18 protein-coding genes are annotated in these 21,266 nt (G+C 68.1%); 12 read left to right on the top strand and 6 right to left on the bottom strand.

The window, feature by feature from the left end; genetic code table 11:
• Positions 1–375: 375 nt before the first annotated feature.
• Complete coding sequence (locus tag Pka01_RS20915) at positions 376–759, bottom strand: DUF5318 family protein (RefSeq protein WP_203884509.1); 384 nt, start codon at positions 757–759, stop codon at positions 376–378.
• A gap of 126 nt (positions 760–885) precedes the next feature.
• Between Pka01_RS20915 and Pka01_RS20910 the strand changes: the two genes are divergently transcribed.
• Both Pka01_RS20910 and Pka01_RS20905 read left to right on the top strand, forming a co-directional pair.
• Positions 886–1,533 carry a PadR family transcriptional regulator gene (locus Pka01_RS20910; RefSeq protein WP_203884508.1) on the top strand — a complete coding sequence of 216 codons (648 nt, stop codon included), beginning with the start codon at positions 886–888 and terminating at the stop codon, positions 1,531–1,533.
• Between the two features lie 25 nt (positions 1,534–1,558).
• Entirely contained in the window at positions 1,559–2,638 is a 1,080-nt protein-coding gene (locus tag Pka01_RS20905) for an inositol-3-phosphate synthase (protein WP_203884507.1), read from the top strand.
• A gap of 138 nt (positions 2,639–2,776) precedes the next feature.
• Here the strand turns inward: Pka01_RS20905 and idi are convergent, their stop codons facing one another.
• On the bottom strand, positions 2,777–3,358 hold the full coding sequence (gene idi / locus Pka01_RS20900) for an isopentenyl-diphosphate Delta-isomerase (RefSeq protein ID WP_203884506.1): 582 nt from the start codon (positions 3,356–3,358) through the stop codon (positions 2,777–2,779).
• Positions 3,359–3,467: 109 nt separating this feature from the next.
• Here idi and Pka01_RS20895 point away from each other — a divergent pair, with 109 nt between their 5' ends.
• Positions 3,468–4,769 (top strand): MFS transporter, encoded by a 1,302-nt coding sequence (locus Pka01_RS20895; RefSeq protein ID WP_203884505.1) that lies wholly within the window; start codon positions 3,468–3,470, stop codon positions 4,767–4,769.
• 110 nt (positions 4,770–4,879) lie between these two features.
• On the opposite strand, the gene Pka01_RS20890 is transcribed toward Pka01_RS20895, so the two are convergent.
• Entirely contained in the window at positions 4,880–6,163 is a 1,284-nt protein-coding gene (locus Pka01_RS20890) for an adenosylmethionine--8-amino-7-oxononanoate transaminase (protein WP_203884504.1), read from the bottom strand.
• Between the two features lie 323 nt (positions 6,164–6,486).
• Positions 6,487–7,932 (bottom strand): CCA tRNA nucleotidyltransferase, encoded by a 1,446-nt coding sequence (locus tag Pka01_RS20885; protein ID WP_203884503.1) that lies wholly within the window; start codon positions 7,930–7,932, stop codon positions 6,487–6,489.
• A 133-nt stretch (positions 7,933–8,065) separates the two neighbouring features.
• Between Pka01_RS20885 and Pka01_RS20880 the strand changes: the two genes are divergently transcribed.
• From Pka01_RS20880 to trxA, 7 genes are all read left to right on the top strand, one after another.
• Complete coding sequence (locus Pka01_RS20880; protein WP_203884502.1) at positions 8,066–8,602, top strand: aminoacyl-tRNA deacylase; 537 nt, start codon at positions 8,066–8,068, stop codon at positions 8,600–8,602.
• Positions 8,603–8,648: 46 nt separating this feature from the next.
• On the top strand, positions 8,649–10,862 hold the full coding sequence (locus Pka01_RS20875; RefSeq protein ID WP_203884501.1) for a DUF6049 family protein: 2,214 nt from the start codon (positions 8,649–8,651) through the stop codon (positions 10,860–10,862).
• An 84-nt stretch (positions 10,863–10,946) separates the two neighbouring features.
• Positions 10,947–12,545 (top strand): murein biosynthesis integral membrane protein MurJ, encoded by a 1,599-nt coding sequence (gene murJ, locus Pka01_RS20870; RefSeq protein WP_203884500.1) that lies wholly within the window; start codon positions 10,947–10,949, stop codon positions 12,543–12,545.
• A gap of 201 nt (positions 12,546–12,746) precedes the next feature.
• Positions 12,747–14,252: a protein kinase family protein gene (locus tag Pka01_RS20865; RefSeq protein ID WP_203884499.1), complete on the top strand. Its 1,506-nt coding sequence runs from the start codon at positions 12,747–12,749 to the stop codon at positions 14,250–14,252.
• Between the two features lie 8 nt (positions 14,253–14,260).
• Positions 14,261–14,890, top strand: coding sequence for an RNA polymerase sigma factor SigM (sigM, locus tag Pka01_RS20860; protein WP_203884498.1), 630 nt, complete (start codon positions 14,261–14,263; stop codon positions 14,888–14,890).
• A 165-nt stretch (positions 14,891–15,055) separates the two neighbouring features.
• Positions 15,056–15,985, top strand: a complete 930-nt coding sequence (gene trxB, locus Pka01_RS20855; RefSeq protein WP_203884497.1) for a thioredoxin-disulfide reductase — start codon at positions 15,056–15,058, stop codon at positions 15,983–15,985.
• A gap of 64 nt (positions 15,986–16,049) precedes the next feature.
• Entirely contained in the window at positions 16,050–16,373 is a 324-nt protein-coding gene (gene trxA / locus Pka01_RS20850) for a thioredoxin (RefSeq protein WP_275409560.1), read from the top strand.
• A 289-nt stretch (positions 16,374–16,662) separates the two neighbouring features.
• On the opposite strand, the gene Pka01_RS20845 is transcribed toward trxA, so the two are convergent.
• Complete coding sequence (locus tag Pka01_RS20845) at positions 16,663–17,280, bottom strand: GNAT family N-acetyltransferase (RefSeq protein ID WP_203884496.1); 618 nt, start codon at positions 17,278–17,280, stop codon at positions 16,663–16,665.
• Positions 17,281–17,594: 314 nt separating this feature from the next.
• Between Pka01_RS20845 and Pka01_RS20840 the strand changes: the two genes are divergently transcribed.
• A complete protein-coding gene (locus Pka01_RS20840) occupies positions 17,595–18,893 on the top strand; it encodes an aminotransferase-like domain-containing protein (RefSeq protein WP_203884495.1) in 1,299 nt (432 codons plus the stop codon).
• 159 nt (positions 18,894–19,052) lie between these two features.
• On the top strand, positions 19,053–20,003 hold the full coding sequence (locus Pka01_RS20835; protein WP_203884494.1) for a D-alanine--D-alanine ligase family protein: 951 nt from the start codon (positions 19,053–19,055) through the stop codon (positions 20,001–20,003).
• A gap of 186 nt (positions 20,004–20,189) precedes the next feature.
• Here Pka01_RS20835 and Pka01_RS20830 read toward each other — a convergent pair whose 3' ends face one another.
• Positions 20,190–21,149 carry a ParB/RepB/Spo0J family partition protein gene (locus tag Pka01_RS20830; RefSeq protein ID WP_203884493.1) on the bottom strand — a complete coding sequence of 320 codons (960 nt, stop codon included), beginning with the start codon at positions 21,147–21,149 and terminating at the stop codon, positions 20,190–20,192.
• Positions 21,150–21,266 lie beyond the last annotated feature (117 nt).

Here is a 21,266-nt window from a genome sequence, read left to right as displayed (position 1 = left end):
CTGGTCGGGGCGGCGGCCGCCGGACGGCGGCTGCATCGCTCCCATCGAGGCCGTGTCCTCGAACGCGGCCTGGCTGCGGCGAGGATCGGCCGGGGCACTGGGCCGCGCCGGCCGTGGAGCCGCGGGAGGCGGCTGCTGTGGGGCATTGGGTCGGCCTGGCCCTGGCTGGGGCTGCGCACCGCGGGCCGTGTCACGGTTGTCCCCGTACTGGCCGGGCGAACGGCGGCGACGCCCAGGGCGGGGCGATCCGCCGGAGCCCGAAGGTTCCTCTTGGCCGTAGCTGCTGTAAGTCACGCGTCCTCGTTAAGTTTGGGGGAATCGCCGACATCGGGTCGACAGGCCGGTGAGCGTACCTCTTGGAGCTGAAAGTCGCCCTTATAGGCATGGGCCCGGGGGATCGCCTGTACCGAGCACGAACGAGACCGCCAGATGGTTCCAAGAACAACCTTGACAGACCTCGACCACGTAGACCCGGAATTCCCCGTATTCCTGGGCCATATCGGCAAGATCTGCCGTCGCCTTGACGCGTCCGGCCAGGCGTCCTAATTCGTCCCCGTAAACGTAAGTGACGTTGGTCACTTTCCGGTGCTCGCAGATGGGGCAGACACGTTCCGTCGGCTCTCCGTGGAACCGCGCGGCGCGCAGCAGATAGGGATGGGCGTCGCAGACGTCCCGTGCCTCCATGTGGCCGGAGCGGATCGACTGAATCGTCGCCCGCCGTGCGAGGCCGTAGTCCACGACCGCCCGCTGTGACCACATGTGACCCAGATTACGACTGTTTGCTGAAGCTTGCCCAACCATTCATCCGTTGCGTGATATGACGCGCCGACGTATCCTGCGGATGTATCGGTTCGATACATCGGTCGGACACAGGGGGTGGATCCAGTGACGGGCTCTCGTGGAGGTGTGCTGGAGCTCGCCGTCCTGGGATCACTGCACGAAACTCCCCTGCACGGGTACGAGCTGCGCAAACGGCTCAACACCCTGCTCGGGATGTTCCGCGCCTTCTCGTACGGATCGCTGTACCCCTGCCTGCGCGGACTGCTCAACGACGGGCTCATCGTCGAGGAGGAGCCGCCGGCGGAGACGGTTCTCGGCCGCAGATCGAAGATCGTCTACAAGCTGACCGCCGAAGGCAAGGAACGACTTCAGGAGCTGTTGACCCAGGCGGGCCCCTCCGCCTGGGAGGACGAGAGCTTCGGCATCCACTTCGCGTTCTTCCGCCACACAGAGGCGGAGGTGCGACTTCGCATCCTCGAGGGCCGCCGCAGCCGCCTGGAGGAGCGCCTTGAGGGTGTCCGTACGGCTCTCGCCCGGACCAGGGAACGGCTGGACAGTTACACCCTCGAACTTCAGCGCCATGGGCTGGAGTCGGTCGAGCGCGAGGTCCGCTGGCTGAACGAGCTGATCGATTCAGAACGGCGAAGCACCGCGACCCCGCGTGCCGAAGAGGAGGGCGCCGCCGATTCCGATCAGCAACAGGCGCTACAGGAAGCCTCAGAGAGGGCCGAAAGGCCCGAATCAGATAAGTAAGACAAAAGGTAAAGGAGCAGGTGCGATGGGTTCGGTGCGCGTAGCCATCGTTGGTGTGGGTAACTGCGCCGCGTCGCTCGTCCAAGGTGTTCACTACTACAGGGACGCAGATCCGAGCACCCGTGTGCCGGGCCTGATGCACGTGCGGTTCGGCGACTACCACGTGGGAGACGTCGAGTTCGTGGCGGCCTTCGACGTGGACGCGAAGAAGGTCGGTCGCGACCTCTCCGAGGCCATCGTCGCCTCCGAGAACAACACGATCAAGATCACCGATGTGCCGCCGCTCGGTGTGACCGTGCAGCGCGGGCCCACGTTCGACGGTCTCGGCGAGTACTACCGCGAGATCATCGAGGAGTCCGACGAGAAGCCGGTCGACGTCGTCCAGGCCCTCAAGGACGCCCAGGTCGACGTGCTCGTCTCCTACCTGCCCGTGGGTTCCGAGGAGGCCGACCGCTTCTACGCGCAGTGCGCCATCGACGCCCGCGTGGCCTTCGTCAACGCACTCCCCGTGTTCATCGCATCCGACCCCGAGTGGGCCGCGAAGTTCACCGAGGCCGGCGTCCCGATCGTGGGCGACGACATCAAGTCCCAGGTGGGCGCCACCATCACCCACCGCGTGCTGGCCAAGTTGTTCGAGGACCGCGGCGTCGAGCTGCTGCGCACCTACCAGCTCAACTTCGGCGGCAACATGGACTTCATGAACATGCTGGAGCGCAAGCGCCTCCAGTCCAAGAAGATCTCCAAGACGCAGTCCGTCACCTCGCAGATCCCGCACGAGATGGCCAAGGCCGACGTCCACATCGGCCCGTCCGACCACGTGCCGTGGCTCGACGACCGCAAGTGGGCCTACGTCCGCCTGGAGGGCCGGTCCTTCGGCGACACCCCGCTCAACCTGGAGTACAAGCTCGAGGTCTGGGACTCGCCCAACTCCGCCGGCATCATCATCGACGCGGTGCGCGCGGCGAAGATCGCCCTGGACCGCGGGATCGGCGGCCCGCTGCTGTCGCCGTCCTCCTACTTCATGAAGTCGCCGCCGGAGCAGTACTCCGACGACGCTGCCCGTGAGGCCGTCGAGCAGTTCATCCGCGGCCAGGTGGAGCGGTAGAGACACGCGGCTCTCCTGATCACAAGATGCCCCGGCTCAACGGCGAGCCGGGGCATCTTGCCGTACAGGCGAAGTGGTCGGGCGCCTTCTCAGCGGACGAACGCCTTTTCAGCGGGCATGTTTCTCAGCGTGCGGGCGTCAGCGGGCCGCGGGCGGCAGGTTCTCCGGGTCGGCTGTGGGCCAGTTGAGCGGATCCGGGCCGAGTGCGACGAGGAGCGGCACCTGTTCCCGCGCCCAGGGAGAGATCGGCGTCTCCCCGCTGAGCACCTCGTCGGCGAACTCCTTCCACGGAACCCACCGGATCGCCCCGACCTCCTCGGCGTTCGGCACGGCGTCGGCGGACACGATCACCCGGTAGACCGGGCAGAGCTCGTGTTCCATGATCCCGTTGCCCATGACGGCCTGGTAGGAGAAGCGGGGCAGCAGCAGATCGATCGAGTCGACGTGCAGCCCGAGCTCGAAGTCGAGCCTGCGGATCACCGCGGACTCCAACGCCTCACCGGGCAACGGGTGGCCGCAGCAACTGTTGGTCCACTCGCCAGGCCAGGTGATCTTGTGATCCGCCCGCCTGGACAGCAGCACACGGGCCTGTCTGTCGAAGACATAACTCGAGAACGCGAGATGCAGAGGTGTCGCGACGCCGTGAACCGTGGACTTGGGAGCTGTGCCGATCTGGTTTCCCTCGCCATCGACCAGCACGACGTGTTCGTCATAGGTCACGAAACAGAGAGTACGTGATCATGTGCGTTCCGGCAGGCCGACGCGCGATCGGGAGCCGGTCAGGGATGACCCTGATGGCGTGACTGATCTACCCGCGTAGGCTGTCGCCGTGTCATTTGTCTCCGACCTGCGCGTGGTTTTGCAGGGCCAGAACTTCCGCCGTCTTTTCGGCACCCGCCTGGTCTCCCAGTTCTCAGACGGGATCTTCCAGTTCACGGTCGGGGGCTACGCCTTCTTCAGTCCCGAGCGGCAGGCCACCGCAGCCGAGATCGCCGCGGGATTCGCCGTGCTGCTGTTGCCGTACAGCGTTCTCGGGCCCTTCGTCGGGGTGCTCATCGACCGCTGGTCGAGGCGGCAGATCCTGGTCATCGCGCCGATCGTGCGCGGGAGCCTGCTCATCGTGGCGGCCGCCCTCGTGGCCGGCGGGGCGTCCGACGTGGTCTTCTACGCCGCGGCTCTCGGTGTGCTCGGCGTGAACCGCTTCTTCCTCTCGGCCCTCAGCGCCGCCCTCCCCCACGTGGTCTCCAAGGAACGGCTCGTGACGGCCAACGCGGTCACCCCCACGTCCGGCACCGTCGTGACCTTCGTCGGCGCGGGTGCCGGATTCGTGCTGCGAGTGCTGTTCGGCGCCGGCACCGGCGGCACGGCTCTCCTGCTGGTGACCTCGGGGGTCATCTTCGGCCTGAGCGCGCTGATCGCGCGGACGATGAGCAGGTCCCTGCTCGGTCCCACCTACGACCCCTCACTCCCCCAGGTGCGCGAGGCCGTACGGAACGTCGTCAGCGGGCTCGTCGACGGCGCGCGGCACATCGCGCACCGGAAGGGAGCGGCCGCCGCTCTCGGCGGCATGGCCACCCACCGCCTGCTGTACGGCATGCTGACCGCGATGGTGGTCATGCTGTACCGCTATTACTTCACCACCGATCCCGACGTGGCGCTGCGCGGCATCACGATCGTGCTGGCCTCGTCGGGCGCCGGCTTCTTCTTCGCCGTGCCGATCACGCCCTGGGCCACCCAGCGGTACCGCATCGAGACGTGGATTCCCTTGATGCTCGTCACCTGCGGCGTACTGGGATTCCTGCTGTGCTCCACCTTCAGCGAGGTGGGCCTCAACATCGCCGCGTTCGTGCTCGGCGTGGCCGGGCAGAGTGTGAAGATCTGCGCCGACACCGTGGTCCAGCGCGAGATCGGCGAGGTCTACCTGGGCCGGGTCTTCTCGATCTACGACATGCTCTTCAACGGCATGACCGTGCTCGGCGCCGGGATCGCCGCGCTGCTCCTCCCGGCGAACGGCAAGTCGTTCGTCGTGCTGATCGTCATCGGTCTCGGGTATCTGGTGGGCGCCCTGATCTACCGGATCACCGTCTCCGGCACGGGCGCCGGCCGCGAGCCCGCCGTCGCCACAGACTGACTCGCCGGCTCCCGTGCGTTCGCGGCATCGCTCGCGGCGTCACGGGGGCCGCGGTCACAGAGTCAGGCCGTCAGTGGGTCGGGGTGTCACAGGCGCGCGGCCTCACGGCGTCACAGGCTCGCGGCGGCGGCCACCATGGCCTCGGCGATCATCTCGATCTCCTCGGGCCCGCAGGCGTACGGGGGCATGGTGTAGATCAGGCGCCCGAACGGCCTGAGCCAGATACCCTGGCTCATCACGATGTCCTGAATTTTCGCGACATCAACGGGATCGACCGTCTCGATGACCCCGATCGCGCCCAGAACGCGAACGTCCCGCACACCGGGCATGCGTACGGCTTCCGCCAGGCCGTCGAGGAGACCGGCCTCGATGCGCTTGGTCTCCTCCCGCCACGGCCGCTCGGCGAGCAGTTCGAGTGAGGCGCCCGCCACGGCGGTCGCGAGCGGGTTGCCCATGTAGGTGGGCCCGTGCATCAGGACGCCGATGCCCTCGGCGACCTCCTCGGTGCACAGGGTCGCTGCCAGCGTCATGTAACCGCCGGTCAGAGCCTTGCCGACGCACATGATGTCCGGCCGGATCCCCGCGTGGTCGCAACCGAACATCTCGCCCGTCCGGCCGAAGCCGGTGGCGATCTCGTCGGCGATGAGCAGGATGTCGTGCTCGTCGGCGAGCTCACGAAGCCGGCGGAGATAGGCGGGGTCGTAGAAACGCATGCCGCCGGCGCCCTGGACGACCGGCTCGACGATGATCGCGGCCAGTTCGTGCGCGTGCGTCGCGACAAGGGCCGCCAGTTCGCCGAGATACCCCGGATCGGGCCGGGCGTGCGTGTCCTGTCCCGGGCGGAGGCCGTACTCGCCGGGAGGGATCGGCGCGAACACGTGCTGCGGCAGCAGGCCGGAGAAGAGATGGTGCATGCCGTTGACCGGGTCGCAGACCGACATCGCCCCGAACGTGTCGCCGTGGTAGCCGCCGCGGACGGTGAGCAGCTTCGAACGGCCGGTGCGGCCGGTGGCCGACGCGTACTGGAAGGCCATCTTGACGGCCACCTCGACGGCCACCGAGCCGGAATCGGCGAGGAACACCCGGTCGAGGCCCGTCATCCCGGCCAGCGTCGCGGCCAGCCGGACGGCGGGCTCGTGGGTGAGGCCGCCGAACATGACGTGGGCCATGTCGTCGAGCTGATCGCGTACCGCCGCGTTGAGCCGGGGGTGGTTGTACCCGTGGATCGCCGCCCACCAGGACGACATGCCGTCGACGAGCTCCCGACCATCGGCCAGGGTCAGTCGCACGCCCTCCGCGCGGCGGACGGCATGGACGGGCACCGCGGACGGCACGGCCGCGTACGGGTGCCACACATGGTCCTCATCCAGCCGGAGGATCTCCCCCTCGTTCATCCCCCCACCCTAGAGCCCCCCCTGGACCGTGATCATGCACAGCCTCTTGAGCATGTCCACTGACCTGCGCCAACCATGTTTGTGATCATGCGCAGATTCGGCAATCGCATCGTTTACCTGCGGTTACACATTTCGTGATCATGCACCGCCCGGCGTCTGCATGATCACGAATGGCGACCACCCAGGTCGGACGCCTTCATCACGAGTTTGTGCATGATCACGACTCGCGTCGTACCTGCTCAACGGTCACTTGACCGAACCCGTGCATGATCACGCCCAGGGTTGGGGCTGGTCAGCGGCCCTCTCCCCGAGCCTGTGCATGATCACGCCGAGGGTGGGGGGAAGCCTTGGGAGTGGGCCCATTTCAGGAGGGCCTCCTTGGCGGCCTCCTTGCCGATCATGCCTTCGTCCATGCGGATGTCCAGCATGTGCTTGTAGGCCTGGCCGATCAGCGGACCGGGAGCCAGCCCGAGAATCTCCTGGATCTCGTTGCCGTCGAGCTCCGGCCGGATCTTGGCCAGCTCCTCCTCCTCGGCCAGCCGGGAGATCCGCTCCTCCAGCTGGTCGTACGTCTGGGAGAGGGCGGCCGCCTTCCGCTTGTTGCGGGTCGTGCAGTCGGCCCGGGTGAGCTTGTGCAGGCGTTCCAGCAGATGTCCGGCGTCGCGGACGTACCGGCGCACCGCGCTGTCCGTCCACTCCCCCGAGCCGTACCCGTGGAAGCGCAGGTGGAGCTCGACGAGCCGTGACACGTCGGCCACGACGTCCTTGGGGAACTTGAGCTCGCTCAGCCGCTTTTTGGCCATCTGGGCGCCGACCACCTCGTGGTGGTGGAAGGAGACGCGGCCTCCGGGCTCGTTGCGCCTGGTCTTGGGCTTGCCGACGTCGTGGAGGAGCGCCGCCCACCGCAGCACCCGATCGGGACCCGAGGTCTCCAGCTCCACCGCCTGCTCCAGCACGATCAGCGTGTGCTCGTAGACGTCCTTGTGCCGGTGGTGCTCGTCGATCTCCAGCCGGAGCTTGGGCAGTTCGGGCAGGACGTGGGCCGCGAGGCCCGTGTCCACCAGCATGGCCAGGCCTTCTCTCGGCCCGGCCCCGCAGATCAGCTTGTCCAGCTCTTCGCGGATGCGCTCGGCCGACACGATCTCGATCCGGCCGGCCATGGCCGTCATCGCCTCGACGGCCTTCGGATCCACAGAGAAACCGAGTTGGGAGGCGAACCGGGCCGCGCGGAGCATCCGCAGCGGATCGTCGTCGAACGACTCCTCCGGCGCCCCCGGCGTGCGGAGCACCTTCGCCGCCAGGTCGGGCAGCCCGCCGAACGGGTCGACGAACTCGTGGCTCGGCACCCGGACCGCCATCGCGTTGACCGCGAAGTCCCGGCGGCGGAGGTCGCCGTCCAGCGTGTCGCCGTACGAAACCTCGGGCTTGCGGGACGCCGGGTCGTACGACTCGCTGCGATAGGTCGTGATCTCCAGCTGCCAGCCGGCCTTGCGGACGCCGACCGTGCCGAAGTCGATCCCGATCGTCCAGACGGCGTCCGCCCAGTCCCTGACGATCTCGAGCACGCGTTCGGGCCTGGCGTCCGTGGTCAGATCGAGATCGTGGCCGACTCGGCCGAGCAGGACGTCGCGAACGGAGCCGCCGACGAGGGCCAGCTCGTGCCCACGGGCCGCGAACAGCTCACCGAGCTCGTCGGCGACGGGGGCGATGCGCCTGAACAGGTCGTCCACGGCTCTCTGCTGACGGTCGCTCAGATTTGAAACGGACAAGGCTGGGTAGGTCCTTCGGTCACGGAACGATTCTCCCCCGCCGCATCCTGGTGTCACCTAGGGGAGATACACACCTAGCAATCACCAGGCTACGGTCAGTTCGGGGGCGTTGGACGAAGCAAGGAGCTCAGAGATGAAAGACGCTCTCGCGATTCACCGCTGGCTCCTCGCCCATCAGATCCACCATGAGATCGTACGGCTTCCTCGTGCATTGACGTCCTCGCAGGAGCTTCCCGAGGTCCTCGGGGTCGAGGCCGCGACCTGCGTGAGCGTCCGGGTCTTCGAGGTCTCCTACCAGGACGGCAGGGATCCGGTGGCCGTGGTCGGCGCCGTCGACACCCCGCCCAAGGCCAAGGCCGTCGGAGCCCTCTTCCGCGCCAGGCGCGTGGTTCCCGCCTCCGCCTTCGTGGTGAATTCCGCGACCGACTACGCCGACGGCCTGGTCTGCCCGCTCCTGCTTCCCGACCATCTGGCCGTTCTGATCGACCAGCGCCTCATCGACAACCTGGATCCCGATGAGCCTGTGATCACGGCCACCGGGGAACGATCCACAGCCCTACGACTACGTGCTTTTCACCTTTTGGACCTGATGTCCGGCAAGCCCGTCGACCTCACGACGGCGAGACGACGCGGTCTGGCAAGCCTGGCCAGCCCAATGAGTACGGCTTAGGCCATAGCATTCTGGGCGTGCGCCGAACCCCAATGCAGGCCCGCACATGATCCGTAAGGCCGCCCTACTCACCCTGCTGACCACTGCCCTGCTCGTCCCCCCGAGCATGGCCGGTACGGCTGACGCGGCTCCCCGAGGTCTGGGCAAGACTGCTGCTCCCGCCGCCCCGCTCCTGGTGGGGGGGATCACTCCTGACGTGCCGCGCGAGCCGACCACCCCCATCCTGATCTCGGGCACGGTGACCGGCTCCCCGATGGCCCCTGTACGCATCCGCGTCCACTACTCGCCCGGGCAGCCGTTCCGTGCCCGTGCCGACATGGCGCGGTTCGCCGCCGGCCAGACGGCCACCACGTCGTACAACACCAAGGTGCAGTACGCGCAGCTCGACCAGTCGGGCAAGCTGGCGTTCCAGTTCAGCGTGACTCCGCTGGAACTCGGCATGAACGCGGCAGGGGTCTACCCGTTCGGCATCGAGGTGCTCGACGGCAACACGGGCCAGCAGATCGCCATCGATCGCACGTTCCTGACCTATGTTCCGCAGGGTCAGCAGACCCCGAAGATCAAGCTGGCGGTCGCCCTGCCCCTCGTCGACCGGCCCCACCGCGCCGACGACACGACGTTCATGGACGACGACCTCCACACGTCGATCTCCTCGGGCCGCCTGGCGAAACTGCTCCAGCTGGCCCAAAGCACGAGCAAGACCGTGACGTGGTTCCTCGACCCCGCGGTGCTCGACGACGCCCGCAAGTCGTCGGCCGGGCCGTACACCGTGGAGAAGGGCGACAAGGACGACCACAAGGCTCCGGACGCGGCCGCGGCCCAGTGGTTCGAGGCCGTTCGCACGGCTCTCGCGGACAAGCCCGTGATCGCCACGCCGTACGGGGATCCGGACGTCACCGCTCTCGTCCACAACGGGCTGGACGCGCCGGCCGTGGCCGCGATCCAGAGGGGCGCGGCGGCGGCAACGGCGCAACTCGGCCGTGAGGTGCCCGCCTCGGTCGTGTGGCCTTCAGGCGGTGCCACGGACCGCGACGCGGTCGACGAGCTCGCCACGGCCGGGGTGAAGTCGCTGCTGCTCTCCGGCGACACCCTGCCGCCCGACCCGCCCGTCACGACCACCCCGGACGCCGCGTCACGCCTGGACACCGTGTCCGGACCCCTCAAGGCGATCGTGTCCGATCCGACGCTGAGCCAGATCCTCGGCGGCGACGTCTCGGCTCCGGGGAGCGCGCTGCTCGCCCGGCAGCGCTTCATCGCCGAGACCGCGATGATCGCGTTCGAGCAGCCCGGCGCTCAGTCCCAGGGGACCCTCGTGGGCACGCAGGGAGGCGCTCAGGGGGCCAAGGGGGCTCAGTCCGCGAGGACGATCGTCGCGGCGCCCCCCGCGGAACTGTGGAACCCCGACCCCAAGTTCGTGACCGCGCTTCTCAAGAGCGCCGCGGCGGCTCCGTGGTTGCAGATGACCACGCTCGGCTCGATCAAGCTGACCAAGGCCCAGGTACACAGGTCCGACATCGTCTACACCGACCGCGACCGACAGGCAGAACTGGGGAAGTCCTACCTGGCCACCATCCGCAGGCTCAGCCAGAAGACCGACGCGGCCGCCACGGTGACCGAGACGCACACCCAGCTCTTCCACGACGCGATCCTCAGGCTGACCTCGTCGTCCTGGCGCGGGGACTCCAAGCGGGCCGCGGCCTTCGCCGCGCAGGTGGAGAAGGCCATCGACGACCGCATGAACGACGTGCAGGTGACCGACACACCGCGCGCGGTGGCGGGGTCGAACGGCCAGGTCCCGGTGAGCGTCTCCAACGGCCTCGACCAGGCCATCACCATAAGGATTCAGGTCACCTCGGACGATCCGAAGAGGCTGGGGATCGACGTCCCCGGCGGGGTCTACCTGTCCGAGCAGATCCAGATACTCAAGGCGCGCACCCGCCTCGAGAACGTGCCGGTGATCGTGCCGGAGGGCGGCGGCGAGGCGACCATCGCCATCCAGCTCCTGACAAGCGAGGGCAAACGCTACGGCGACGCCGTTCACGTCACCGTCCGCGCCACCGGCTACACCGGCATCGCACTGGTCATCGTCGGAGCAGCGCTCACGATCATGCTGGCCGCCGTGGTGATGCGGATCCTCCGCCGCCGGTCGCGCAAGTCCTTCCCGTTCAGTCCGGAGACGCCCCCCGAGCCGGAGCCCGTGCCCACGCCCGGAGCGGCCCAGGTCGTCCCGGGCGACCAGCGAGAGTCGCCGCCGACGTAGCTCTGCGAGACTCCCAGGAAGAGGGCGTCAGGACCGCCCCGCGCACGTACGCGGCCGAACGAGCCGCCGAGTCGAAGGAAAACTATGAGCAGGATGCTCCGAGCCAGCGCGATCATGGCGGCGGGCACGATGGTCTCCCGGCTGACCGGCTTCCTGCGTACGGCGGTGCTCGCGGCGGCCATCGGGACCTTCGCGCTCGGTGACGCGTACAACGCCGCGTACCAGATCCCCTTCATCCTGTTCGACCTGCTGATCGGCGGCGTGCTGAGCAGCGTGATCGTCCCGATGATCGTCCGGGCGAAGAAGCGGGACGCGGACGGCGGGCGGGCGTTCGAGCAGCGGCTGATGACGCTCGCGATCGTGGTGCTCACGCTGATCGCGGCCATCGGCGTGTTGCTCGCCCAGCCGATCATGGAGCTCTACACGGCGTCCAACTGGTCGGCGCACAAGATCGAGGTGGCGAGCACGCTCGCCAGGTACATCCTTCCGCAGATCGCCTTCTTCGGGATCGGAGCCATGGCCGGCGCCATCCTGAACACCCGGGACAGGTTCGCGGCCCCCATGTGGGCGCCGGTGCTCAACAACCTCGTGGTGATCGGAGTGGGGATCGGCTACCTGGCCGTCGGAACGTCCGACATCGACACGGTCAGCGGCGATGACCTCACCCTGCTCGGCGTCGGCACGACGGCGGGCATCGTGGTCCAGTCGTTCGTGCTGGTCGTGGCACTGCACCGGGCCGGCTTCCGGTTCCGGCCCCGCCTCGGGTTGCGCGACACGGGACTGGGTGAGACCGCGCGCACGGCCGTGTGGACCTTCGCGTACGTCGGCATCACCCAGTTCGGCTTCTGGGTCACCACCAAGCTCGCCACCGGCGCGGGCGACCGCGCCCCCGGCGCCGGCAACAGCGCCTACTCCTACGCGTTCCAGCTGTTCCAGCTGCCGTACGGGATCATCGCGGTGTCGGTGATCACCGCGATGCTCCCCCGGATGAGCCGGTACGTCGCGGACGGGGAGTTCGACGCGGCCCGGACGGAGTTCGGCTCCGGAGTGCGCCTGGTGTCGTCGGTGATCGTGCCGTCCGGGCTGCTGCTGATGGTCCTGGGCCCCGCCGTCACCACGCTGATCTTCTCCTGGGGCAACATGACCCCGGAGAACGCGCTCTACATCGGCAACGTGCTGCAGGTCTTCGGGCTGGCGCTCGTGCCGTTCTCGATCTTCCAGCTTCTGCTCCGGGTCTTCTACAGCTTCGGTGACACCAAGACCCCTGCGCTTATCGCTGCGGTAAATGTCGCAATAAATGCGACTTTGAGCCTGATTGCGTATTTCACCCTTCCTGCTCGGTACATCGTGATCGGTCTGGCCTTCGCGTTCACATTGACGTACGTGATCGGCAGCGGCATCGCCTGGCTGATGGCAAGCAGGAGGATCCGCGGTCTCGGCGGCCGGGCGGTCGCCTCGGGACTTTCCCGGATGTACGTCGCGGCGATCCCCGCGGCCGTCGTGGCCCTCGCCGTCCTCTGGCTGACCAGGGAGATCACCCCGATCACCGCACTCAGCTCCGCGATCATTCTGGCGGCCGGCGGCGGCTTCGGCCTGCTGCTCTACCTGCTGGCCGCCCATCGGATGCGGGTCACCGAAGTGAGCTCCATCATTGGACTCGTTACTAGCCGGGTAGGACGGTAAGAGTCCTCAAGAGTGACCGAACGGTAGAGGCTTGACCAAAAGTCCGATTCAGACCTCTTCGATCGGGAAGGCGGGCAGGACCGGCACGGCACTAGCATGGTGCGCCTAGAGTTCGACCGGCGAGCGGAAGCGGGAAGGCGTGGGCGAAACCACCCGGCATCGGCTGATGCAGGCCGATGAGCCGCGGATTGAGGCGGCCCTATGAGTATGTCCGCAGTCGAACCAGGGACCCGGCTGGCGAATCGATTCCGGCTGGAGGACAGGGTCACCGAATTCGGCGGTGCGACGCTCTGGAAGGCCATTGACGAGATCCTCGCCCGGCCGGTCGCCGTCCACACGTTCAGTCCCGAATTCCCCCGGGTCGAAGAGGTGGTGCTGGCCGCCCGCGCGGCCAGCCGTCTGACCGACCCGCGCCTCACCCAGGTGTTCGACGCCGCCGACCAGGACGGCACGGCCTACGTGGTCAGCGAGTGGGTCAGCGGCGAGTCTCTCCTCGACCTGCTGACCAGCCGGCCGATCGAGCCGGAGCGCGGCGCGTCGCTGGTCGCCGAGGCCGCCGAGGCGCTCGCCCACTCCCACGCCGCCGGGCTCACGCATCTCCACCTGACGCCCAGCCGCCTCGTCTGGACGAGTGGCGGCACCGTCAAACTGCTGGGTGTCGCGGTCGACGCCGCGATCCTCGGCCTGTCGAGCGAGGATCCGGTCCGGGAGGACACCGAGGGGCTCGGACGGCTGCTGTACGCCGCCCTGACCGGCCACTGGCCGGGCGACATGGACGGAGGGCTCCCGCCTGCCCCCCTCGACTACGGGAGGCTGTGCACGCCGCGCCAGGTGACCGCCGGCGTGCCGGGCTATCTCGACGCCATCACCTGCCGGATACTCCTCCACGAACCCCGCCGGGGTCAGCCGCCGCTCACCACCCCCGCGGAGGTCGCGGAGGCGCTGTCCGAGGTGCCGCGGCCGACACCCGCGCCGATCTCCTCCGCGCCGCCCTCGCTGAACCTGCGCTCCGAGGCCCCGGAGACGATGGACCCGTGGCCCACGCCTTCGGCGCAGCCGCCCGTACAGGGTCCGCAACACAGCCAGCGTCCGCAGACCGGGGCCGCGAGCAAGGTCCTTCTGACGATCATCGTGGTGCTCGTCATGGCCGCGGTCGGCCTGGGGGCCTGGACCGTGGGCAAGAATCTGGGCAACACCCCACCGGTGACGCACAACAACAGCAGCAGCCCCACGTCCTCCTCGCCGTCGGCCAAGCCGGTCACCGTCAAGCCGGTCAGCGCCACGGGCTTCGACCCTCTGGGTGACGACAAGCAGGAGAACCCCGAGTACGCGGACGCGGCGATCGACGGCAAGTCGTCGACAGACTGGCACACCGACACCTACAACAGCGCCGAACTGGGCCGGCTCAAGTCGGGCGTCGGCCTGATCCTCGACATGGGCAAGCCGATGCCGATCGCCAACGTCGACATCTCGCTGCCGGACGCCGGCGGAACCGGCGTGGAGTTAAAGGTCGGCGACTCCGCCGATCTGTCCTCGCTAAAGACGGTGGCCAAGAACGCCAACGCCTCCGGAGATGTCACGCTTGCCCCGAGCAAGGCCGTGACCGGCCAGTACGTCCTGGTCTGGTTCACGCGACTACCTGCCTACCAAGGCAAGTATCGCGGGACAATTTATGACATACTGGTCCATTCCTCCGCATCCGCATAGCAGGGTATGTGACCTACTCAGAAGATCCCCCACTCGCTGAGCCCACCACGCGCCCGGCGGCGACGGATGCCGAACTTCTGAGTAGTCACCTGAACGGCGACCCCGACGCGTTCCGCGAGATCGTCGAACGCCATCGTGAACGCCTCTGGGTGGTCGCCCTGCGGACGCTGGGCGACCCCGACGAGGCGGCCGACGCCGTACAGGACGCCTTCGTCTCCGCCTACCGCAAGGCGGAGAGCTTCCGCGGCGAGGCCGCGGTCACCACGTGGCTACGCCGCATCGTGGTCAACGCCTGTCTCGACCGGATGCGCCGCAAGCCCGTACGGCCCCTCGCCGAGGCCGAGCTCATCGAGGCCGCCGACCGGGAGGTCTCGCTGGCCGACCAGACGGACGAGCACGAGATCGCGATGGAGATCGAGGCGGCGCTCAAACGCCTACCCACCGACCAGCGGGCGGCTCTGGTGCTGGTCGACATGATGGGGTACTCGGTGGAGGACGCGGCCACCGTGCTCGACGTACCGGCGGGGACGGTCAAGAGCCGCTGCTCCCGGGGACGGGCCAAGCTCGTCCCGATGCTCTCTCATCTGCGAGGCCGGCCGGGGCTGGGCAGAGGGCCGAAGGTCGCGAGGGCCTGCTGAGGCCGAGTCGGGCCACGCCCATATGCCGGTGCCGCCCCACAGGGCAGAATCAGTGGCATCGGCACCGTCGATGGAGCGTCGAGCCCGTGGTGACGGTGGCGGGAATCCGGAAGACCTAGGATCTGTTGACGCCACTGCATGAACAGCACCGGGAAGGCGAATCCGTTGAGCGACGTCCGTAACGTGATCATCATAGGGTCGGGCCCTGCCGGCTACACGGCGGCCGTCTACTCGGCGCGAGCCGATCTCAAGCCGCTCGTGTTTGAGGGGTCGGTCACCGCCGGCGGCGCCCTCATGAACACCACCGATGTGGAGAACTTCCCCGGCTTCCCCGACGGGATCATGGGGCCCGACCTGATGGACAACCTGCGCAAGCAGGCGGAGAGGTTCGGCGCCGAACTCGTGGCCGACGACGTCGTCGAGGTGGACCTGGCGGCCAATCCCAAGGTCGTCAAGACGCACACCGACACCTTCTACGCGAAGTCGGTCATCCTCGCGACCGGGTCGGGCTACCGCGAGCTGGGGCTGCCGAACGAGAAGCGCCTGTCCGGCCGCGGCGTGTCCTGGTGTGCCACCTGTGACGGGTTCTTCTTCCGCGACCAGGACATCGTGGTCGTCGGCGGAGGCGACACCGCGATGGAGGAGGCGACCTTCCTGACCCGCTTCGCCAAGTCGGTGACCATCGTCCACCGGCGTGGCGAGCTGCGCGCCAGCAGGATCATGCAGGACCGGGCGTTCGCCAACGAGAAGATCCGCTTCGTCTGGGACAGCGAGGTCGTGGACATCCTCGGCGAAACACGCGTCTCGGGCGTTCGCGTCCGGAACCGGAAGACCGGCGAGGAGACCGAGCTTCCCGCGTCGGGCCTTTTCATCGCCATCGGGCATGATCCGCGGACGGATCTGGTCCGGGGGCAGATCGATCTGGACGACGAGGGTTACATCCTGGTCGACGCCCCAACGACGAGGACCAACCTCGACGGGGTGTTCGCGGCGGGCGACGTCGTCGACCACACCTATCGGCAGGCCGTCACCGCGGCGGGCACGGGGTGCGCCGCATCCCTCGACGCCGAGCGCTGGCTCGCCGACCACAGCTGACGCCGGGAATGCGCGGGCAGGCTCCGCGGTTACACCGACCACACAGATCAAGGGGAGAGATACCTTGGGCGCCATCAAGAGCGTGACCGACGGCACCTTCGATGCCGAGGTCCTCAAGAGTGACAAGCCGGTCATCGTGGACTTCTGGGCCGAGTGGTGCGGTCCCTGCCGCCAGGTCGCCCCGATCCTCGAGGAGATCGCAAGCGAGAACGCCGAGAAGCTGACCGTGGTCAAGCTCAACATCGACGAGAACCCGGCGACTCCGCGCGACTACGGCGTGCTCCAGATCCCGACGCTGAACGTCTACAAGGGTGGAGAGGTCGTGAAGCAGATCATCGGCGCCAAGCCGAAGGCGATGCTGCTCCGCGAGCTCGAGGGCATCATCTGACGATCTGCCCCCTGCGGCGTGAGCCGTACCACCGCCTTCCGGCGGAACACACCCACAGAAAGCCCCCCGCTGCCGTCGGCGCGGGGGGTTTTCGCGTTTGGCCGCGTCATGAGTCCAGGGGCGCGCCGTGGCTTCGCGGGCGCCGTGCCTTCGCGGGCGCCGTGCCTTCGCGGGCGCACCCGATTCTCAGCGCCTGATTCTCAGCGCGGGAGATCCGCGGCACGCGGGTTCGCGGCGCGACGGGGCCTCGCGGGACGGTTCGGGAGAGTGCCGACGGCCTGAGATCGCCTCAGACGGGCCGGAGGGCCCGTTCCGGGCTCATTGATCCAAGAAGGCGTTCCAGGGCCACCTCGACGTCCTCACGCCAGGAGACGGCCGTCTTGAGCTCCAGCCGGAGCCGCGGGAAACGCAAATGCGGGCGAACTGTTTTAAAACCAACCGAAAGCAGGTATTCGGCTGGCATGAGGCAGCTCGGCTGCTCCCACTTCAGGTCTCCGAACGCCTCGATCGCCCGCACTCCCCGGCGCGTCAGATCCTTGGCCACTCCCTGGACGAGCATCCGCCCGAGCCCTCCCCCGGAGAACTCGGGGATGATGTGCGCCGTCATGAGCAACACGGCGTCGGAGCTGACGGGCGACGTCGGGAAGGCGATCGAACGGGGCACATAGAGCGGCGGCGCGTAGAGCACGAATCCCGCGGCCACGCCGTCGACGTACACGATCTTCCCGCAGCTCCCCCAGTCCAGGAGCGTTCCGGAGATCCACGCCTCCTTCTCCAGGCCCGGGTCTCCGGCCTGTACGGCACGCTCCCCGCCGACGGGGTCAAGCTCCCAGAAAACGCACTGCCGGCACCGGCGTGGCAGGTCGTCAAGATTGTCGAGGGTGACGTTGGCCAGCCGACGCGACACGTGTTGCCCCAATCCCCGCCCAGGAGTGTTGCCAGGAAAAGCGCGCGAATACGGCGTCTCCAGCTGGCATCGTAACCCAGGGACACGGGGTGCAGGCCGGACGCCACAACGTTCCCCCGGCCCCTGTTTTCACGGGGTTCCGGGGCCGTGACCACGACGGCGGAAGGCGTCCGCGGGCGGCATGGACGAGGCAAGGTCGAGAGCCCTTGATGGTCAAGGGCCTGCTGTGATCGGCGTGGCGCGCTACCGTACTCTGGATTTCTCGGCTACGTGATCGGAGGTGGACCGTGACCCATGAACTCGATCACGGTCGAATGAGCGCGGCCCAAGGGTCGCGAATTGACGCCTACGTCGACCGGTACGCCGCGCGCGCAACCGGGATGGTCGCCTCCGAGGTCCGAGCTCTCTTCGCCGTCGCGTCGAGGCCCGAGGTGGTCTCGCTCGCCGGCGGCATGCCGTACGTCACGGCACTCCCCCTCGACGTCGTCGGCGAGCTCGTCGCCGACCTCGTCGCCAAACGCGGCCCGGTCGCCCTGCAGTACGGCTCGGGCCAGGGAGACCCCGATCTGCGCGAGCAGATCTGCGAGGTCATGCGGATGGAGGGCATCGAGGCCGGCGCGGACGACGTCGTCGTCACGGTGGGCTCCCAACAGGCCCTCGACCTGATCACCCGGATCTTCATCGACCCGGGTGACGTCGTTCTGGCCGAAGGCCCCTCCTACGTGGGCGCGCTCGGGACGTTCAGCGCGTACCAGGCCAAGGTCGTGCACGTCGCGATGGACGACGAGGGACTCATCCCCGAGTCGCTCGCGCAGACCATCTACGCCCTGCAGACTGCGGGAAACCGCGTCAAGTTCCTCTACACGATCCCCACCTTCCAGAACCCGGCCGGCGTCACGCTCAACGAGGTCCGCCGCCGCCAGGTGCTCGAGATCTGTCAGCGGGCGGGCGTCCTGGTGGTCGAGGACAACCCGTACGGACTGCTCGGTTTCGACGGGGAGCCGCTGCGCGCGTTGCGGGCCGACGATCCCGACGGCGTCGTCTATCTCGGCTCCTTCTCCAAGACCCTGGCGCCGGGTTTCCGCGTCGGCTGGGCCCTGGCACCGCACGCGATCCGCGACAAGCTCGTCCTAGCTATGGAATCGGCGGTGTTGTCGCACTCGACTTTCACGCAGCTCGCCGTCGGGCAATATCTCGCGACCCAGCCCTGGCGCGAGCAGATCAAGACCTTCCGGGAGCTGTACCGCGAGCGGCGGGACGCGATGCTCAACTCACTCGAGGTCTTCATGCCGGCCGGTTGCTCGTGGACGCGTCCGTCCGGGGGCTTCTTCGTCTGGATGACCCTGCCCGAGGGACTCGATTCCAAGGCGTTGTTGCCGCGCGCGGTCGCCGAGCGGGTTGCGTTCGTCCCGGGAACCGGCTTCTACTCCGACGGCGGCGGCGCCCAGCACATGCGTCTGTCGTACTGCTACCCCCAGCCCGACCGCATCCGCGAAGGCGTGCGCCGGCTGGCCGGTGTGATCGAGCAGGAACTGCAGCTGCGCGACACGTTCGGCACGGGAACCGCCCGGTGGCACGCCGGGATCGACACGCCCGGCCCCGATCTCGCCTGAGGTCCGGTGGGGCTAGCCTGATCGGGCCGACCCTACAGGACCTCTACGCGAGAGAAAGGCCCTCTCCGTGCGCAAGCCAACGATGCCTGAATGCTCCCTGCCCCTTCCGCGGTTCGAACCGCGGCCCGCGAACGCCGGGTCGCGCCCTGGGAGGCCGGCATGAGCGATCTCGGCCACGTGCTCGTTCTGGCGGGCGGCCTTTCCTACGAGCGTGAGGTGTCCATCCGTTCCGGGCGCCGGGTCGCCGACGTGTTGCGCGCGGCGGGTGTCGACGTCGAGACCCGCGACACCGACGCCTCGCTCGTGCCTGCCGTGTTGGCCGATCCGCCGAACGCGGCGTTCGTGACACTCCACGGGGGTGCGGGCGAGGACGGCGCCATCCGGTCCGTCCTCGAACTGCTCGGCGTTCCGTACGTCGGGGCGACTCCGGACGCGTGCCGGGTCGCCTTCGACAAGCCGACGGCCAAGGCGGTCGTGCGGTCCTGGGGACTGAACACCCCCGACTCGATCTCACTGCCCAAGGAGACGTTCCACGACCTGGGCGCGACGGCCGTACTCGCGCGGATCGTGGAAAACCTCGGGCTCCCGTTGTTCGTCAAGCCGTCACGCGGCGGCTCGGCCCTCGGCGCCTCCATCGTGCGCAGCGCCGACGAGTTGCCCGCCGCCATGGTCGGGTGCTTCGCGTACGGTGACACGGCCCTGATTGAGAAATACATCACGGGCGTTGAGGTCGCGGTGTCCGTGGTCGACCTCGGCGACGGCCCGATCGCACTGCCTCCGGTGGAAATCGTGCCCGACGAAGGGGTTTACGACTACGCGGCCCGCTACACGGCCGGCCACACGGAGTTCTTCGCCCCCGCACGACTGTCCGAGGAGGCGACCCAGGCGTGCACGGCGATGGCCGTTGCCGCCCACACCGCCCTCGGCCTCCGCGACGTCTCCCGCACCGACCTCATCGTCGACGCCGCCGGTCGGCCGTACTTCCTTGAAGTCAACGTCGCACCCGGCATGACCGAGACCTCGTTGCTGCCGATGGCCGCCGAGGCGGCAGGCCGGGATCTCGGCGCACTCTGCAAGGGTCTGCTCGAAGTCGCCGCTCGCCGCGGCTGACCCCCTCAGCGTTTCACGTGAAACACGCGTCTACCGCCTCGTGGTGACCGACTCCCCCGCGGCCCCCCAGTCCGTACGGCATGGCAGGCGACATCTGGTTCGCCTGCCCGCCGTTTCACGTGAAACATCGACGGCGGAGCAGGGAATGGTCGGCGAACCTCTGTTTCACGTGAAACAGGGGGCCGTCTACTCGGGGGCGAGCCCTCGCATCGCGTTGCTCGCGTCAGGGGCCATCGTGCCGATGATGCGCTCGAGGTCGTCGATCGTGGAGAACTCCACCACGATCTTTCCCTTTCGCTGGCCGAGGTCGACTCGCACCTTGGTGTCGAAATGGTCCGAGAGCCGGTCGGCCAGATGGCGGAGCGCCGGGGCGGTCGGCTGCTTCCGCTTCGGCTGGCGGGGAGCCGGTCCCGAGGTGGCATCTCCCAACGCCACGATCTCCTCGACCGTCCGGACGGACAGCCCTTCCGCAACGATCCGCCCGGCAAGTCGCTCCTGGGCGGCCGGGTCGTTCAGCGACAACAACGCGCGGGCGTGCCCCGCGCTGATCACGCCGGCCGCCAGGCGCACCTGAACGTTCGGCGGCAGGTTCAGCAGGCGCAAGGTGTTGGTGATGTGCGAACGCGAGCGGCCGACCTTCCGCGCCAGCACCTCGTGGGTGGCGCCGAAGTCGTCAAGCAGTTGCTGATAGGCCGCCGCCTCTTCCAGCGAGTTGAGCTGCTCGCGCTGGAGGTTCTCGATGAGCGCCTCGCGCAACATCTCGTCGTCCTGCGTGCTGCGGACGATGGCAGGGATGGTCTCGAAGCCGGCGAGCTTCGAGGCTCGCCAGCGCCGCTCCCCCATGATGAGCTCGAACTCGCCGCCACCCATCGCACGCACGACGACGGGCTGCAGGAGGCCGACCTCCTTGATGGAGGCGGACAGCTCCTCGAGACGCTCGTCATCGAAGACGTCACGCGGCTGGCGGGGGTTGGGAGAGATCGACGCGACCGGGATCTCCTGGAAGTAGGCCCCCTCGACGGGCTTCAACCCCGAGTCCATCGATTCCTCAGCGGGAGCACTCACCGCGACCGCTGGATCGACGATCGGACCCGTGGGGATCAGAGCCCCGAGCCCCTTGCCCAGTCCCCGACGCTGCTGAGTCACCGCTGCTCCTTACGCACCGCACAGAAGGCTGTGCCCAGCGGCCGAGACCACTGGGCACTTACGCATACACCACGAGAGGTTACCGCCGCATGGACCCCCGCATGAGCATCGGCGCAC

The sequence above is a fragment of the Planotetraspora kaengkrachanensis genome (assembly GCF_016862895.1).
GTDB lineage: Bacteria > Actinomycetota > Actinomycetes > Streptosporangiales > Streptosporangiaceae > Planotetraspora > Planotetraspora kaengkrachanensis.
This window is presented reverse-complemented; position numbering and strand designations above follow the sequence as displayed.